The organism is Hydrogenophilus islandicus (assembly GCF_054657095.1).
The window spans coordinates 96,456-112,815 of sequence record NZ_BAAHXE010000001.1 but is presented as its reverse complement, the minus strand read 5'-3'; the positions used below and the strand labels follow the sequence as shown (position 1 = coordinate 112,815).

Below are 16,360 nucleotides of genomic sequence, written 5' to 3'. Positions count from 1 at the left end.
TTGAGCACAAAAAGGAGCGTGCAATGAGTGGACCGATGCGGATTCGCGCAAAAATCGAAGGTGAGGTGGTCAACGTCCGTGCGCTGATCTCCCATCCGATGGAGACCGGGCTTCGGAAAGACTCTTCGGGTAACACTATTCCGGCGCACTACATCACCGAGGTGGTGGCGAGCGTCAATGGCAAACCGGTGCTCACCGCTGAATGGAGTGGCGCGATCTCGACCAACCCCTATTTCGAGTTCGACGTGAAGGCGAAAGCCGGCGACAAGATCGCCCTCAAGTGGGTCGACAACAAAGGGGAATCGAAAGAAGAGACAGTCGAAGTGAAGTAACCGGCAGAGGAGGCGGAGTGACCGCCTCCTTATCATCGTGGAGGAGTCCCGTGATTAGAAAAAAACTCACCGTTTTTGCCGCGCTCTCCCTTTTGGGTGGTGCTGTTTCCGGCGCGGCTGCTGCAGCCGACGAGGACAAGTCCCGTCTGAAGGCTATTGAAGAGTATCGCAAACAGATCGCCGACGGGAACCCGTCGGACTTGCTCGCGATGGAAGGCGAACAGCTGTGGCGCACCCCTTACGGGCCGAAGAACCAGTCACTCGAGAAGTGTGATCTCGGTCTGGGGCCTGGCGTGGTCAAAGGGGCTGCTGCCAGACTTCCGCGCTACTTCCCGGATACGGGTCGGGTTCAGGATCTCGAATCGCGGCTCATCACCTGCATGGAGCAACTGCAAGGGGTTGACCCCCAAAAGGTGATTGACGCTCCGTGGGGCAAAGGGGAGAAGCTTCGGATGGATCAGCTGGTCGCCTACATTGTCACCGAAAGTAACGGTGAAAAAATTCAAGTCGACATGTCCCACCCCAAGATGAAGGAGATGTACGCGCTCGGGAAGAAGATGTTCTTCTACCGCACCGGACCCTTCGATTTCTCCTGTGCCACCTGTCACGCGCACGACGGTCAGCGTATTCGCTTGCAAGAGCTTCCCAACCTCACGAAACACGAGGGGGCTGCTGCGGGGTGGGGGTCGTGGCCTGCTTACCGCGTCTCGAACAGTCAGTTCTGGACGATGCAGATGCGCTTGAACGACTGCTTCCGGCAGCAGCGGACTGCCGAGCCGATCTACGTTTCGGACGCGACGATTGCCCTTTCGGTCTATATGGCCGCGAACGCCAACGGCGGGGTGATGCTGACCCCGGGGATCAAGCGGTGAAGCAAGCGGAGGAGTCATGAAAAAAGCAATGCTGATGGTCGCCAGTGCGCTCGCCACCGCGTCGGTCTGGGCCGCAGATGCGGCGTTGGACGCGAAGTTCAAAGAGCTCGTCGACCGCTCGTTCAAAACTTCGGGGATCGCCGCCAAAGAGCGGATGATCCAGCTCGATTTCCAAAAGTACTGTTCAGCGCTCGAGGCGGGTGAAAAGGTCGATCAAAAGACCTACACTGAGCTGTTGAAGCTCCAGGAGCAGACGATCCGTTGGCCTTCGGATGGAAAATACCTCGGAAACTGGAAAGAGGGCGAGAAGATCGCGCAGAGTGGCCGGGGCCTCACCTGGACTGACAAACCCGATACTGTCAATGGCGGCGGTTGTTACAACTGCCACCAGATGGACAAGAAGGAGCTCTCCTACGGCAACATCGGCCCGTCGCTCTCGGGTTACGGCAAAGAGCGCGGCCAGTCGGAAGAGGTCCTCAAACGGGCGTGGCAGCAGATCTGGAACAGCAAGAGCCTCAACCTCTGTTCGAGCATGCCGCGTTTTGGCGACGCGGGGATTTTGACCGAACAGCAGATCAAGGATGTGATGGCTTACCTCTTTGATCCCGAATCTCCGGTGAACAAGAACCATTGATTGATTGGTGCGAACGACTTCGAGGTGACTCCTGATGGCGATGAATCGACGTGAATTTATGCAAGTTCTGGCCGTTGCAGCGGCGGGCGGTTGGAGTTTGACCGCAAACGCCGATCAGGCGGCGAAAGAGGCAGAAAACCTTTATAACCTGCCGCGTTTCGGTAACGTTTCGCTCCTGCACATGACCGACTGTCACGCGCAGCTCCTGCCGATCTACTTCCGTGAGCCGCAGGTGAACCTCGGAGTCGCCTCGATGCGCGGGCAGGTTCCCCACCTCGTCGGGGAACATTTCCTCAAGTACTACGGGATCCCGCGCAACAGCATCGAGGCGCACGCTTTTACCTATCTCGATTTCGAAGAGAAGGCGAAGATCTACGGCAAGGTGGGGGGATTTGCTCATCTGCGTACCCTTGTGAAACAGCTCAAAGCGTCGCGTCCCGGGGCACTCCTCTTGGACGGGGGCGACACGTGGCAGGGTTCGGGGTTGTCGCTGTGGACCAACGCGCAAGATATGGTCGACGCGTGTAAGCTTTTGGGCGTCGACGTGATGACCCTTCACTGGGAGGCGACCTTTGGCGCCGAGCGGGTCAAAGAGATCGAGACGAAGGACTTTGCGGGCAAGATCGATATCGTCGCGCAAAACGTCCACACCACCGATTTCGAAGACCCGGTCTTCAAGCCCTATGTGATCCGCGAGATCAACGGCGTTCCGGTGGCGATTGTCGGGCAAGCTTTCCCCTATACCCCGGTTGCCAACCCCCGCTGGCTCGTCCCGCAATGGAGTTACGGGATCAAAGAGCAGCAGCTGCAAGCGGCCGTCGACGAGGCGCGCAGCAAAGGGGCGCAGGTGGTGGTGGTCCTTTCGCACAACGGGATGGATGTCGACCTCAAAATGGCGGCGCGCGTCCGGGGGATCGACGTGATCTTCGGGGGCCACACCCACGACGGCGTCTATCAGCCGGTGGTCGTCGAAAACGCGGGCGGCAAGACGCTCGTGACCAACGCCGGTTCGAACGGCAAGTTCCTCGGGGTGATGGACCTGGAGGTGAAGGGCGGGAAGGTCACCGGCTACCGTTACCGGCTGCTCCCGGTCTTTGCCAACCTCCTTCCGGCTGATCCCGAAATGGCGGCCTACATCCAGAAGGTGCGCGCGCCGTATGAGCAAAAATTGGCTGAACCGTTGGCGGTTGCCGAAGGGCTCCTCTACCGCCGCGGTAACTTCAACGGCACCTGGGATCAGCTGATTTGTGATGCGTTGATCGCTGTTCGCGGGGCGGAGATCTCTTTCTCCCCCGGTTTCCGGTGGGGGACGACGATTCTCCCCGGGCAGACGATCACGATGGAACATCTCCTCGATCAGACGGCGATCACCTATCCGTGGAGTACGCTCACGGAGATGACCGGGGCGCAGATCAAAAATGTCCTCGAAGATGTCGCCGACAACCTCTTCAACCCCGACCCTTACTACCAACAGGGGGGGGATATGGTGCGCGTTGGAGGGCTGCAATACGCGATCGATCCCAACGCACCGATGGGGCAGCGGATCCAGGATATGAAACTCAACGGCAAACCCCTTGACCCCAACAAGAAGTACAAGGTAGCGGGTTGGGCGCCGGTTGCCGAAGAGAGCCGGGAAGCCGGGCCGCCCGTGTGGGAGGTCGTTGCGGAGTACCTGCGGGCGCAAAAGCGGGTCAGTATCAAAGCGCTTAACACGCCGCGCATTATCGGCGTCGAAGGAAATCCGGGGATTGCACTGTAGCAGACGGATAGCAGGGGAGACGTATCATGGCGCAGGCGCAGCACTACTCACCCTCCCGGCGGCGCTTTTTGCGCCGCCTTGGTGGGGTCGCGGCAGTTGCCGCGGGCGGTGGGTTATGGTGGGGTGAAGAGCTCGCCGCGTTTGCCCGCGATGCGGAGCTCTTTATCAAGGGGCCGCCCGTGCCCGATATTGCCCCGGAGCGGTTGAGCGAGCACGTCTGGCTCATCTACGCGAAAGACGGCTTCCCCACCCCTGAAAACCGGGGGATGATGTGTAACGTCACCTTCGTGGTTACCGAGAAGGGGGTCGTGCTCCTCGATTGCGGGGGCTCGGTCCAGATTGGCGAGATGGCGATTCGGATGATTCGTACCGTCACCGACAAACCGGTCGTCGCACTCTTTGCGAGCCACTACCACGGCGACCACTATCTCGCTGCGCAAGCCTACTTCGAGGCGTTCGGTGAGATTCCCTTCTATGCCCATCCGTTCACCAAAGAGGCGATCGAGAAGAAAGAGGGAAGCCTGTGGTTGAACCTTCTGGAGCGCTGGACCAACGGGGCGACCGCAGGGACCCGATTGGTTCCGCCCAACCGGGTGGCAAACCACGGCGAGACCTTTTCGTTTGGCAACGTCACGATCCGCATCCACCACTACGGCCGTGCGCACACGCCGGGTGACCTCTGCTTTGAGGTGGTCGAGGATCAGGTGACCCACGTGGGGGACGTGGCGATGGATCGGCGCATCGCCAACATGGACGACGGCTCCTATCCGGGGTCGCTGCACTTCATCGACAAGTTGCAGGCGGCGTGCCCGGGTCACCTCTGGATCCCGGGACATGGCCGTCCCAGCCAAAACGTCCTTGCCTGGCAGCGCGAGCTCTTCGCCGGCATCTGGGAAAACGCGGTGAAGGCGTTCGAAGAGGGGCTCGATCCCTCGGAGGCGAAGCGTTTGGTGTTGCAAGACCCGCGCGTTGCCAGTAAAGCGCAAGAGACGAAAGGGTGGGAGAGCAACATCGGCAAGTATGTGAGTCTCGCTGTCCTCGAAGCCGAGCAGATGGCGCTCGCTGGAAAGCTCTAGTCCGCGACTCCTTCTTCTGTTTCAAAAGGCCCAGTGACCCGCGCGTCACTGGGCTTTTTTCTAATATATCCAAAAAGAATAAAGATCAGCTTTTTAATTGCTTAATTTATCTAAAGAAGACCGCTACACTTGCCGTGACAAACTGACAAGGCAAGGAAGCGATGTACCGATACGACACCATCGACCGTCAAATGGTCGCAGAGCGGGTAGCGCAGTACCGCGATCAGCTGCAGCGCTATTTGCATGGGCAACTGAGTGACGACGAGTTTCTGCCGCTGCGGCTGCAAAATGGTCTCTACCGCGAGCGCCATTCGCCGATGCTGCGCGTCGCGATCCCGTACGGGTTGCTCTCCGCGGATCAGCTGCGCGCGTTGGCAACAGTGGCCGAACGGTGGGATCGCGGCTACGGCCACTTCACCACCCGGCAAAACATTCAGTTCCACTGGATTTCGCTCGAGGCCAGCGGCGAGATCTTGGCATTTTTGGCGGAACACGACCTCCATGCGATTCAGACCTCCGGCAATTGCATTCGGAACATCACGACTGATGCTCTGGCGGGGGTTGCCGCCGATGAACGGGTCGATCCGCGACCATGGTGCGAGTTGCTCCGCCAATGGGCGTCGTTTCATCCTGAGTTTGCTTTTCTTCCGCGCAAATTCAAGATTGCTGTGAACGGCGCCGCGGAGGATCGGGCGGAGATTCGCGCGCACGATATCGGCATCGATCTCTTCCCCACCGCAGATCCCCTCGCGCCGGAGATCGACATCTATGTCGGCGGGGGGTTGGGCCGGACGCCAATCGTCGGCAAGCGCCTCTTCGAACGGATCCCGGCCGCGGAGCTCTTGCCGACGCTCGAGGCGATCCTTCGGGTCTATAACCGTTTCGGTCGCCGCGACAACAAATACAAAGCGCGGATCAAGATTTTGGTGGAGACGCTCGGCATCGACGCGTTCCGCCGCCACGTGGTCGAAGCGCGCGCGTTGGGCGAAAAGGTTGCTGCGGCTTACCGCAACGGCTGGCGCGACGAGATCGCGCGGCTTGCTGCCCATTTTGCCGAAGATGACGCCCGCGCCGCGCGCGTCGCGACGAGCTGGCGGTCTGTTGCTCCCCCCTCGTTCTCCGACGCAGGCGAGGCGCGCAGCTTTAGCCGGTGGCGGGAACGCAACGTCTTGCCCCATCGCGTTCCTGGCTTTGTCGCAGTGGCTTTGGTGACGAAAAGGGGGAATCGGGCGCCGGGCGATGTGACCGCGGCGGAGATGCGTGCGATCGCCGACTGGAGCGAACGGTACGCCGACGGTGAGATTCGCGTGACCCATGAGCAGAATCTGGTGTTGGGGTGGGTGCCTGAAGCGGCGCTGCCTTCGTTGTGGCGCGAAGCACGGGCGTTGGGGTTTGGTCGTCCGACCTTTCGCCTGGCTTCCGACGTTATCTCATGCCCTGGCGGCGATTACTGCGCGCTCGCCAACGCCCGTTCGCTTCCTATCGCCCAGGCGGTGATCGAACGTCTGGACAAAAAGCCTGAACTCGTCGCAGCGTTGGGGCGTGTCGCGATCAATCTTTCGGGGTGCATGAATGCCTGCGGTCACCACCATCTGGGGGCGATTGGCGTCCTTGGGGTCGATAAGAAGGGTGAAGAGTGGTTCCAGATCACTCTGGGTGGAGAGGGGGGAAACGATCTCCGCCTCGGACAGGTGATCGGCCCGTCGCTTCCTGCTGCCGAGGTGGCGGCGGCGATCGAGCGGCTTCTCGAGACCTACGGATCGTTGTGCCGTTCAGGCGAGCGGTTCGCCGACACGGTTGCGCGTGTGGGTTTGGAACCGTTCAAGCGCGCCGTCTACGGTGCGGAGGCCTTTCCGCCCAGAGTGGCCATTACCGGAGCAACCCCGCTTGAGGAGCACGCCCATGTGGTGGCTTGATCTCGATGGCGCGGTCCATCCTTTTGCGCGCGAATCCTTCACGTCGATTCAGCAGCCGAGCAAACGGGTGTGGTTGACGGTCGAGGACGATCCCCTTGTGCTTCTCGATGAGGCTTTTCGCCATCTCGAGGCGGTCGCGATCGAATTTCCGCAATTTACCGATGGTCGTCCCTTCTCTATGGCAACCCTCCTGCGCGCGCGCGGGTGGGATGGGCCGCTCTTTGCTGTGGGACATTTCCTGCTCGATCAACTCGACTATTTGCGCCGTTGCGGCTTTACCGGATTTGCCCCGGATCCGGGGCGCTATTCACGTGAAGCGCTGGAGGAGCTTGGACGGCGGCTGCTTCGCGTCTTTTCCCACTCCTACCAGGCAAGCGCTGGGCTCCCAACCCCGTTGTGGCTGCGGGTCGCGCGCGGTGGTCCGGTAGCAGAGCCGAGGTGATCAAGGAGTAACGATGAGCCATCCCTATATGCATCCCAACCTGGACGACTCCCAAATGCGTGCGCAGTTGGTCACCAAGAGCAAGGCGGCAGCCCAAATGATCGAAGAGGCGGTCGCGCAGTGGGGGAGTGTCGTCTTTGCTTCGAGTTTGGGCGCAGAGGATCAAGTGATCATCGATCTCGTTGCCCGAAGCAAAGTGCGCGATCGGGTCACTCCCTTCCTGCTCGATACGGGGCGTCTTCCAGAAGAGACCTACGCGACGTTAGCGAAAACAGAGGCCCACTACGGCATCCGTTTTGCGCTCTATTTCCCGGAGGCCGCTGCGGTCGAAGAGGTCGTCCTCCGTTACGGCATCAATGGGTTCTACGAAAGCCGCGAAGCGCGCCATGCGTGCTGTGCGGCAAGAAAAGTGATGCCCTTGAGGCGCGCGCTCGCCGGGCAAAAGGCGTGGATCACCGGGTTGCGTCGTGAGCAGAACGTGACGCGGGTCGATCTTGCGCCAACCGAGTGGGATGAGGCGCGTGGGTTATGGAAGGTGAACCCGCTGTGGAACTGGACGAACGAAGATGTGTGGGCCTATATCCGTCACCACGAGGTTCCTTACCATCCCTGGCATGACGCCTTTTATCCGAGCATCGGCTGTGCGCCCTGTACACGCGCGGTGGCTGTGGGTGAGGATCCCCGAGCTGGGCGGTGGTGGTGGGAAGAGGCCGAAAGTCGTGAGTGCGGGTTGCACCGGCGCAATCCCCAGTTGCCGGCAAGCCGTTGAGGAGAAAAACGATGACGATGGGTGCAGAAACGACGTCAAGAGAGGCAGTGGCAGTGAAGCCAGAGATTCACTGGTGGGACGATGAGACGCTCGATTGGCTGGAAGCTGAGGCCATTTATATCCTTCGCGAGGTGGCCGCGCAATTCCAGCGTCCGGCGCTCCTCTTTTCGGGCGGGAAGGACTCGATCACGCTGTTACGTCTTGCCGAGAAGGCGTTTCGCCCGGCGCGGTTCCCTTTTCCGCTCCTTCATATCGACACCGGGCACAACTATCCCGAGGTGATCGCTTTTCGCGACGCGCGCGCCCAAGAGCTTGGCGAACGGCTGATCGTTCGCTCGGTCGAAGATTCGATTCGCCGCGGTACGGTTCGGCTGGCTCACCCCAATGAGTCGCGCAACCGTCACCAATCGGTAACGCTTCTGGAGGCGGTGGAAGAGTTCGGTTTCGACTGTCTGATTGGGGGTGCGCGCCGCGATGAAGAGAAGGCGCGGGCGAAAGAGCGCGTTTTTAGCCTGCGCGACGAGTTTGGCCAATGGGAGCCGAAAGCGCAGCGCCCCGAGTTGTGGAACCTCTACAACGGCCATATCCCTCCCGGTTGGCATGTGCGGGCGTTTCCGATCAGCAACTGGACCGAGCTCGACGTCTGGCGCTACATCGCGCGGGAAAACCTGCGCCTCCCGTCGATCTATTTCGCGCACCGGCGGCCGTGCGTTCGTCGCGGTGGGTTGCTGGCACCGGTCACGGAGCTGACGCCACCGCGCGACGGCGAAGTGGTCGAAGAGCTTTGGGTGCGCTTTCGTACGGTGGGCGATATCACCTGTACGGCACCGGTGGAGAGTCGCGCGGCGACCGTTGAGGAGATCATCCGCGAGACGGCGGAGACGATGATCTCCGAGCGTGGGGCAACGCGACTCGACGATCAGACGCACGAGGCTTCGATGGAACAGCGGAAACGAGAGGGGTATTTCTGATGAGCGACGTTTTGCGGTTTCTCACCTGCGGCAGCGTCGACGACGGCAAGAGCACGTTGATCGGGCGGTTGCTCTATGACACGCGGGCAGTACTGGTCGATACCCTCGAAGGGGTGAGCCGGTTGAGCGAACGCCGGGGGCTCAGCCGGATCGATCTGTCGCTGCTCACCGATGGGTTGATCGCCGAACGGGAGCAGGGGATCACGATCGACGTCGCCTACCGCTATTTCAGTACCGGTCGGCGCAACTTCATCATTGCCGATGCGCCAGGCCACGAGCAATATACCCGCAATATGGTGACGGCGGCGAGCACTGCGGAGCTCGCAGTGCTGATCGTCGACGTGCGCAACGGGCTCACGCGGCAGACGCGGCGCCATGCGCTCCTCTGCGAGTTGATGGGGATTCGCCATTGGGTGATTGCGGTCAATAAGATGGACCTGGTGGGGTACGATCCCGAGCCGTTCGCCGCGGTCGAAGCGGCGTTCGAAACCTTTGCCCACCAAGCACAACTGCACGCGAAGCGCCATTATCTCCCCATTTCGGCGCTCGAGGGCGATATGGTCGTCGAGCGCGGCGATCGGATGGGGTGGTACCAGGGTCCGACGCTTCTCGAGGTGCTGGAATCGACCCCGTCACGCCATGCCGGGAGAGAGGAGCCGTTCCGTTTTCCCGTGCAGTGGGTCTGCCGACCACAGGTGGCCGACGATCCGATGCTCCACGACTACCGCGGTTACGCCGGGCAGGTGACTTCGGGGAATCTTGCGGTGGGCGACGCGGTGACGATTCTCCCCGAGGGGTGGGAGACGACGGTGGTCGGTATCGAATTGGGGGGAAGGGCGATCGGGGCGGCCCGCGCGGGGCAATCGGTGATGGTGCGGCTCAGGGACGATTTCGATCTTTCGCGAGGCGCGATGATCGTGCGCAGCGACGAGCGGCCGCCTACGGTGACCCGCGAGGTGGTCGTCGATCTCGCGTGGCTCGCCGATACCCCTCTCGACCCGCGTCGGGTCTATGGCTTGCGCCAAACGACCCGCGAAGTCAAAGCGAAGGTGGCCGCGATCGACTACCGCTGGGAGGTGGCAGCGATGACGCGGCAGCCGGCCGAGAGACTGGCGGCGAACGATATCGGTCGGGTACGGCTCAAACTCTCTGCGCCGATCGTCGCTGAGGTGTACGATGTGGACCGGTCGCTCGGGGCATTGATCCTCTTTGATCCTACGACGGGCGAGACGGTTGCGGGTGGGGTCATTCGCGCGTTCGGCTAACGTAAAAAAAAACCCCGCTCAATGGGCGGGGCCAACACCAGGGAGTGATTCTTTGCTACGCGCGTTATTTGACGCCGTAGTAGTATTTCGCTGCGGCGGAGAGCGCCATCGGCTTGATTTTGTCCGCCATGCCGGCACAGCCGAACTGCTCGTAGCGCGCTTTGCAGAGGGCTTTTGCGGCGGCGCGCGCCGGTTTCAAGAACTCGCGCGGGTCGAACTTCGACGGGTTCTCGGCAAGGAACCGACGGACCGCCGCGGTCATCGCGAGGCGAATATCGGTGTCGATGTTCACTTTCCGCACGCCATATTTGATCGCAGTTTGGATCTCTTCGACCGGCACACCGTAGGTCTCTTTCATCTCACCGCCGTACTTGCGAATCTCCTCCAGCAGCTCTTGCGGGACGCTCGAGGAGCCGTGCATCACGAGGTGGGTGTTGGGGATCTTCGCGTGGATCTCTTTGACCCGTTCGATCGCGAGGATGTCGCCGGTGGGTTTGCGCGAGAACTTGTAGGCGCCGTGGCTGGTGCCGATCGCAATCGCCAGAGCGTCGACCCCCGTTTGTTCAACGAAGTCTTTCGCCTGGTTGGGGTCGGTGAGCAGCATCGAGTGGTCGAGCGTCCCCTCGGCACCGACGCCGTCCTCTTTCCCTGCTTGACCGGTCTCGAGGGAACCGAGGCAGCCGAGCTCCCCTTCGACCGAAACCCCGACGGCGTGGGCGATCTCGCACACCTTGCGGGTGACTTCGACGTTGTAGGCGTAGGTGGCGGGGGTCTTCTGGTCTTCAAGAAGCGAGCCGTCCATCATCACGCTTGAGAAGCCGAGGCGAATCGCCTGAACGCAGACGGCGGGCGACGCCCCATGGTCCTGGTGCATGCAGACGGGGATGTCGGGGTAGGCCTCGACCGCGGCGGTGACGAGGTGGGCGAGGAAATTTTCGCCGGCATATTTCCGCGCGCCGGCGGACGCCTGGAGGATCACCGGGCTGCGGGTCTCGGCCGCCGCCTCCATGATCGCCTGCACCTGTTCGAGGTTGTTGACGTTGAACGCCGGAACGCCATAGCCGTGTTCCGCTGCGTGGTCCAGGAGTTGCCGCAATGAGATGAGTGCCATGTGTCGTTCTCCTCTGTAGGATTAGTCGTTCGCCCGTTGGGCGAGAATTTCGATGGCGGGCAGGACTTTGCCTTCGAGCATCTCGAGGAAGGCGCCGCCCCCAGTCGAGATGTAGTCGACGCGGTCGGCGATGCCGAACTTCTCGATCGCCGCGATCGTATCGCCCCCACCGGCGAGGGTGAAGCCGGGACACGCGGCAATCGCGCGCGCTAGCCGCTCGGTCCCCTTGGCAAAGGCGTCGAATTCGAAGACGCCCAACGGACCGTTCCAGACCACCGCCCCGTGGCACGATTCGATCATCTGGGCGATCCGTTCGGCAAATTGCGGGCCGACGTCGAGGATCATCTCGCCCTCAGCCACCGCATCGATCGCTTTGACGGTCGCAGGGGCGTCGGCGCGAAATTCGGGTGCGACGACGACATCTTCGGGCAACGGCACTTCGGCACCGCGCGCGGCGAGTTTCTGCTGCACCGCTTGCGCTTCAGTGACGAGATCGGGTTCGACGAGGCTCTTTCCAACCGGTTTCCCTGCGGCGAGCAGGAAGGTGTTGAGGATCCCCCCGCCGACAATCAGCGTATCGACCTTTTCGGCAAGGTTCTGCAACACCGTGAGCTTCGTCGACACCTTCGATCCAGCGACGATCGCAATGAGCGGCCGCGGGGGATTCGCGACCACCTTTTCGATCGCTTCGACCTCTTGAACGAGAAGGGGCCCCGCGCAAGCGACCGGGGCATACTGAAAGACGCCGTAGGTGGTCGCTTCGGCGCGGTGGGCTGTGCCAAAGGCGTCATGGACGAAAATGTCCGCGAGTTTCGCGATTCTCTGCGCGAGTTCTGGGCTGTTTTTCTTTTCGCCGACGTTGAGGCGACAGTTCTCCAGCAGCACCACTTCCCCCTCGGTGAGGGTGAACTGGCCGTCGACCCAATCGGTGATGAGGCGTACCGGGCGCCCCAAGAGTTCGCTCATCCGCGCAGCGACCGGCGCGAGGGAGTCCTGGGGCTGTGGCTGCCCCTCTTTGGGGCGACCGAGGTGGGAGGTGATGAGCACCGCCTTCGCACCCCCCTCCAGCGCCATGCGGATCGCGGGGAGACTGGCGCGAATCCGGGTGTCGTCGGCAACACCCCCCTGGTCGTTCAGGGGGACGTTGAGGTCAGCGCGGATGAAGACCCGTTTGCCGGCGACTTCCCCCCGCGCGACGAGGTCCGAGAGTTTTTTCGCAAGCATGGTTCAGCTTCCTAGTTTTGCGCGACGTGACGGACAAAGCGGAGCATGTTGCAGGTGTAGCCGTACTCGTTGTCGTACCAGGCGACGACCTTGACAAAGGTCGGGTCGAGCATGATGCCGGCGGTCGCGTCGAAGATCGACGGTTGCGGGCAGCCGCGGAAGTCGGTCGAGACGACCGCCTCATCGGTGTAACCGAGCACTCCTTTGAGCGCCCCTTCGCTTGCCGCTTTCATCGCCGCGCAGATCGCCTCATAGCTCGTCTCTTGCGCGAGTTGCGCGGTGAGGTCGACGACCGAGACGTCGGAGGTGGGGACGCGGAACGCCATGCCGGTGAGCTTTTTGTTGAGCGACGGGATCACCTTGCCGACCGCTTTCGCCGCGCCAGTCGAGGAGGGGATGATGTTTTCGAGGATCCCACGACCACCGCGCCAATCTTTTGCCGAGGGGCCGTCGACGGTCTTCTGCGTTGCCGTGGCGGCATGGACCGTGCTCATGAGACCGCGGACGATCCCGAACTGGTCGTGGAGCACTTTGGCAACAGGGGCGAGGCAGTTGGTGGTGCAACTCGCAGCCGAGACGATCGCTTGTCCGGCGTAGCTGGTGTGGTTCACGCCATAGACGAACATCGGGGTGTCGTCTTTCGACGGTGCCGACTGGACCACCTTTTTCGCGCCTGCGTCGAGGTGTTTCTGGCAGCTCTCGCCGGTAAGGAAGAGCCCGGTCGATTCGACGACGACATCGACCCCCGCGTCGCCCCACGCGAGTTGCGCAGGGTCCTTGTGGGCGGTGACGCGAATGGTCTTGCCGTTCACAACAAGATGGCCGTTTTGGACCTCGACGGTGGCCGGCAGCCGACCGTGCACCGAGTCGTACTTCAGCATGTAGGCGAGGTATTCGGGGTCGAGGAGGTCATTCACTGCGACCACTTCGAGGTCGCGGAATTCGCTCTCTTTGACGACGGCGCGAAGCACCATGCGTCCGATGCGCCCAAATCCGTTGATACCGATGCGAATGGTCATCACAAACTCCCTTTCTGCGTCAAAGTGGTCAATTTTTGGCCATCACTTCACGGACGGTGGCGATGATGCGCTCGACCGTGAAGCCAAAATGGTCGAACAACTGGTTTGCCGGCCCCGATTCGCCAAAGCGGTCGATCCCGATCACTGCGCCATTGAGGCCGACGTATTTGTACCACAAATCGGGGTGGGCCGCTTCGATCGCGATCCGGGGCAAATCGGGCGGAAGGACCTCGTTGCGGTAGGCCTCGGGTTGCCGCTCGAACGCTTCCACACAGGGCATCGCGACGACGCGGCAACCGACCATCATCTGCGACAGCTGCTCGGCCGCTTTGAGGGCGAGCGCCACTTCCGAGCCCGAGGCGATCAGAACGATGCGCAACACCGGGAATTCGGCGAGGACATAACCGCCGCGCTGGATCATCGCGACGTTGCCCGGGTCGCGGTGGAGTTTCGGGAGGTTCTGCCGCGAGAGGACCAACGCCGAGGGCCCCTCTTGCCGCTCGAGCGCTGTGGTCCAGGCGACGGCGGTCTCGAGCGCGTCGGCCGGGCGCCAGACGTCGAGGTTGGGGATGAGGCGAAGACTCGGGACATGTTCGACCGGTTGGTGGGTGGGGCCGTCCTCGCCGAGGCCGATCGAGTCGTGGGTCAGCACATGGACCACCCGCTGCTTCATCAGCGCCGCCATGCGGATCGCGTTACGGGCGTAATCGGAGAAGACGAGGAAGGTGCCGCCGTAGGGGATGAGGCCGCCATGGAGCGCGATGCCGTTCATCATCGCGGCCATCGCGAATTCCCGGACGCCATAGGAGAGGTGGCGCCCCCACTGGTCGCGCCGCACCGGTGTCGCCCCTTTGAAGTCGGTGAGGTTGGAGTGGGTGAGGTCAGCCGAACCGCCAAAGAGCTCCGGTACTGCGGGCCCTAGGATGTTGAGCGCATTCTGGCTTGCTTTGCGCGTGGCCGGGTTACTCTCGTCGGCGGCCGCCGCAGCAAAGAGGCGCGCCTTGATCTCTTTCCAGTCGGCGGGAAGTTCCCCCGCAAGACGCCGCTTCAGTTCGGCCCCCTTTTCGGGGTGGTGCTGCGCGTAGCGCTCGAGTTGCTCTTGCCACTCCGCGACGAGCTGCTCCCCCGAGGCGCGCTTGTCCCACGCAGCACGGACCGTTTCGGGGATTTCGAACGGGGGATAGGGCCAGCCGAGCGCTTCGCGCATCTTCGCCGCGGCCTCGTGGCCGATCGGCGCACCGTGGATATCGGCCGTGCCCGCTTTGGTGGGCGAGCCTTGACCGATCGTCGTGCGGCAGATGATCAACGTCGGCTTCCCCGCGTCGGTGACCGCCTGGGCTTTTGCTGCAGCGATCGCCGCCGAGACCGCGGCGACGTCGTGGCCGTCGATCGGCCCGATCACGTTCCAGTGGTAGGCGGCAAAGCGCTGCGCGGTGTCGTCGGCGAACCAGTGTTTGACTTCGCCGTCGATCGAGATGCCGTTGTCGTCGTAGAGGCAGATCAGTTTCGAAAGACGCAAGGTGCCGGCAAGAGACGCCGCTTCGTGGCTGATCCCCTCCATCAGGCACCCGTCACCCAAGAAGACGTAAGTAAAGTGGTCGATGATCGGGTGGTCGGGGGTGTTGAATTCAGCGGCGAGGAGCTTTTCGGCCAGCGCCATCCCAACCGCATTGGCAAAACCTTGCCCGAGCGGCCCGGTGGTGGTCTCGACGCCCGGGGTGTGGCCATATTCAGGGTGGCCGGCGGTTTTGCTGCCGAGTTGGCGGAACCGTTTGAGCTCCTCGATCGGGAGGTCAAAGCCGGTGAGGTGCAAGAGCGCGTAGAGGAGCATCGACGCGTGGCCGTTCGAGAGGACGAAGCGGTCGCGGTTGGGCCAGGTGGGGTGGCTGGGGGCGACCCGGAGGTGGTCGCGCCAGAGGGCGACTGCCATTTCGGCCATCCCGAGCGGGGCGCCGGGGTGGCCCGAATTGGCGGCGTTCGTCGCGTCGACGGCGAGAAAGCGCAGCGCGTTGGCCATGAGGGTGGTGGAGTTGGTCACGGGGCTTCTCCCAATCGTCAAAAGGTCAATTTTACGCGATTCCCAAAGCGCGTTTGCGCCGCTCCATGAAGCGCAACACGAAGGGGGTGAAGATGAGCTGCATCGCCAGCTCCATCTTGCCGCCCGGAACGACGATCGTGTTGGCGCGGCTCATGAAGGAGTCGTGGATCATGTTGAGGAGATAGGGAAAATCGATCCCTCTGGGGTTGGCGAAGCGGATCACCACGAGGCTCTCGTCGGCAGTCGGAATGTCGCGGGCGATGAAGGGGTTCGAGGTATCGACGACCGGAACCCGTTGGAAATTGACGTGGGTGCGGGCAAACTGCGGCACGATGTAGTTCACGTAGTCGGGCATGCGGCGCAGGATCGTGTCGGTGACCGCCTCGGTCGAGTAGCCCCGCTCTTTACGGTCGCGCCACAGTTTCTGGATCCACTCGAGGTTGATCACTGGCACGACGCCAATCAGCAGATCAGGGTATTGCGCGATGTTGTGCTGGTCGGTGACCACCGCGCCGTGGAGCCCTTCGTAGAAGAGGAGGTCGGTCCCTTCGGGGATCTCTTCCCATTCGGTGAAGTTGCCCGGGGCGACGCCATACTGTTTCGCCTCGTCGTCGTTGTGGACGTAGTGGCGGATCCGCCCACGACCTGTCTCGCTGTAGGTCTTGAAGAGGTTCTCGAGTTCACCGAAGAGGTTCGCCTCGGGGCCGAAGTGGCTGAAGTGGCGGTTCCCCTTTGCCTCCTCTTCGGCCATCTTCTTCTTCATCGCGGCGCGGTCGTAGGCGTGGAACGAATCGCCTTCCACAAGCGCCGCTTTGACCCCTTCGCGGCGAAAGATGTTCACGAAGGTGCGCATCACGGTACTCGTGCCTGCGCCCGAGGATCCGGTGATCGCGATGATCGGGTGTTTTGCCGACATGGTCAAGCTCCTCAAA

The 16,360-nt window shown here is 62.0% G+C and carries 15 protein-coding genes; 10 read left to right on the top strand and 5 right to left on the bottom strand.

Features of this window, described 5'->3' with window-relative positions; all coding sequences use genetic code 11:
- Positions 1 to 23: 23 nt before the first annotated feature.
- The 10 genes from soxZ to ACYQ6T_RS00495 all read left to right on the top strand — a co-directional run bounded on the left by soxZ (position 24) and on the right by ACYQ6T_RS00495 (position 10,036).
- Positions 24 to 332: a thiosulfate oxidation carrier complex protein SoxZ gene (gene soxZ, locus ACYQ6T_RS00540; RefSeq protein WP_459826380.1), complete on the top strand. Its 309-nt coding sequence runs from the start codon at positions 24 to 26 to the stop codon at positions 330 to 332.
- A 53-nt stretch (positions 333 to 385) separates the two neighbouring features.
- The gene (soxA, locus tag ACYQ6T_RS00535) at positions 386 to 1,204 is read left to right on the top strand and encodes a sulfur oxidation c-type cytochrome SoxA (RefSeq protein WP_459826538.1); all 819 of its coding nucleotides are present in this window, start codon (positions 386 to 388) and stop codon (positions 1,202 to 1,204) included.
- Between the two features lie 16 nt (positions 1,205 to 1,220).
- A complete protein-coding gene (gene soxX / locus ACYQ6T_RS00530; protein WP_459826378.1) occupies positions 1,221 to 1,838 on the top strand; it encodes a sulfur oxidation c-type cytochrome SoxX in 618 nt (205 codons plus the stop codon).
- A gap of 34 nt (positions 1,839 to 1,872) precedes the next feature.
- On the top strand, positions 1,873 to 3,597 hold the full coding sequence (gene soxB, locus ACYQ6T_RS00525; protein WP_459826376.1) for a thiosulfohydrolase SoxB: 1,725 nt from the start codon (positions 1,873 to 1,875) through the stop codon (positions 3,595 to 3,597).
- Between the two features lie 26 nt (positions 3,598 to 3,623).
- Complete coding sequence (locus ACYQ6T_RS00520) at positions 3,624 to 4,673, top strand: MBL fold metallo-hydrolase (protein ID WP_459826374.1); 1,050 nt, start codon at positions 3,624 to 3,626, stop codon at positions 4,671 to 4,673.
- A 161-nt stretch (positions 4,674 to 4,834) separates the two neighbouring features.
- Complete coding sequence (locus tag ACYQ6T_RS00515) at positions 4,835 to 6,589, top strand: nitrite/sulfite reductase (protein WP_459826372.1); 1,755 nt, start codon at positions 4,835 to 4,837, stop codon at positions 6,587 to 6,589.
- Positions 6,576 to 7,031 carry a DUF934 domain-containing protein gene (locus ACYQ6T_RS00510; RefSeq protein WP_459826370.1) on the top strand — a complete coding sequence of 152 codons (456 nt, stop codon included), beginning with the start codon at positions 6,576 to 6,578 and terminating at the stop codon, positions 7,029 to 7,031. The genes ACYQ6T_RS00515 and ACYQ6T_RS00510 overlap by 14 nt, the downstream gene beginning before the upstream one ends.
- A gap of 13 nt (positions 7,032 to 7,044) precedes the next feature.
- Entirely contained in the window at positions 7,045 to 7,800 is a 756-nt protein-coding gene (locus ACYQ6T_RS00505; protein ID WP_459826368.1) for a phosphoadenylyl-sulfate reductase, read from the top strand.
- A gap of 11 nt (positions 7,801 to 7,811) precedes the next feature.
- Positions 7,812 to 8,771, top strand: coding sequence for a sulfate adenylyltransferase subunit CysD (cysD, locus tag ACYQ6T_RS00500; RefSeq protein WP_459826366.1), 960 nt, complete (start codon positions 7,812 to 7,814; stop codon positions 8,769 to 8,771).
- Positions 8,771 to 10,036, top strand: a complete 1,266-nt coding sequence (locus ACYQ6T_RS00495; RefSeq protein ID WP_459826364.1) for a sulfate adenylyltransferase subunit 1 — start codon at positions 8,771 to 8,773, stop codon at positions 10,034 to 10,036. Before cysD ends, ACYQ6T_RS00495 begins: the two co-directional genes overlap by 1 nt.
- Before the next feature lie 64 nt (positions 10,037 to 10,100).
- On the opposite strand, the gene fba is transcribed toward ACYQ6T_RS00495, so the two are convergent.
- Genes fba through ACYQ6T_RS00470 form a run of 5 tightly spaced genes read right to left on the bottom strand, consistent with a single transcriptional unit; the run spans position 10,101 to position 16,344 of the window.
- A complete protein-coding gene (gene fba / locus ACYQ6T_RS00490; protein ID WP_459826362.1) occupies positions 10,101 to 11,147 on the bottom strand; it encodes a class II fructose-bisphosphate aldolase in 1,047 nt (348 codons plus the stop codon).
- 21 nt (positions 11,148 to 11,168) lie between these two features.
- On the bottom strand, positions 11,169 to 12,371 hold the full coding sequence (locus ACYQ6T_RS00485) for a phosphoglycerate kinase (RefSeq protein WP_459826360.1): 1,203 nt from the start codon (positions 12,369 to 12,371) through the stop codon (positions 11,169 to 11,171).
- Between the two features lie 11 nt (positions 12,372 to 12,382).
- A complete protein-coding gene (gene gap / locus ACYQ6T_RS00480; RefSeq protein ID WP_459826358.1) occupies positions 12,383 to 13,390 on the bottom strand; it encodes a type I glyceraldehyde-3-phosphate dehydrogenase in 1,008 nt (335 codons plus the stop codon).
- A gap of 28 nt (positions 13,391 to 13,418) precedes the next feature.
- Positions 13,419 to 15,407, bottom strand: a complete 1,989-nt coding sequence (gene tkt / locus ACYQ6T_RS00475; protein WP_459826537.1) for a transketolase — start codon at positions 15,405 to 15,407, stop codon at positions 13,419 to 13,421.
- A 52-nt stretch (positions 15,408 to 15,459) separates the two neighbouring features.
- Entirely contained in the window at positions 15,460 to 16,344 is an 885-nt protein-coding gene (locus tag ACYQ6T_RS00470) for a phosphoribulokinase (RefSeq protein ID WP_459826357.1), read from the bottom strand.
- Positions 16,345 to 16,360 lie beyond the last annotated feature (16 nt).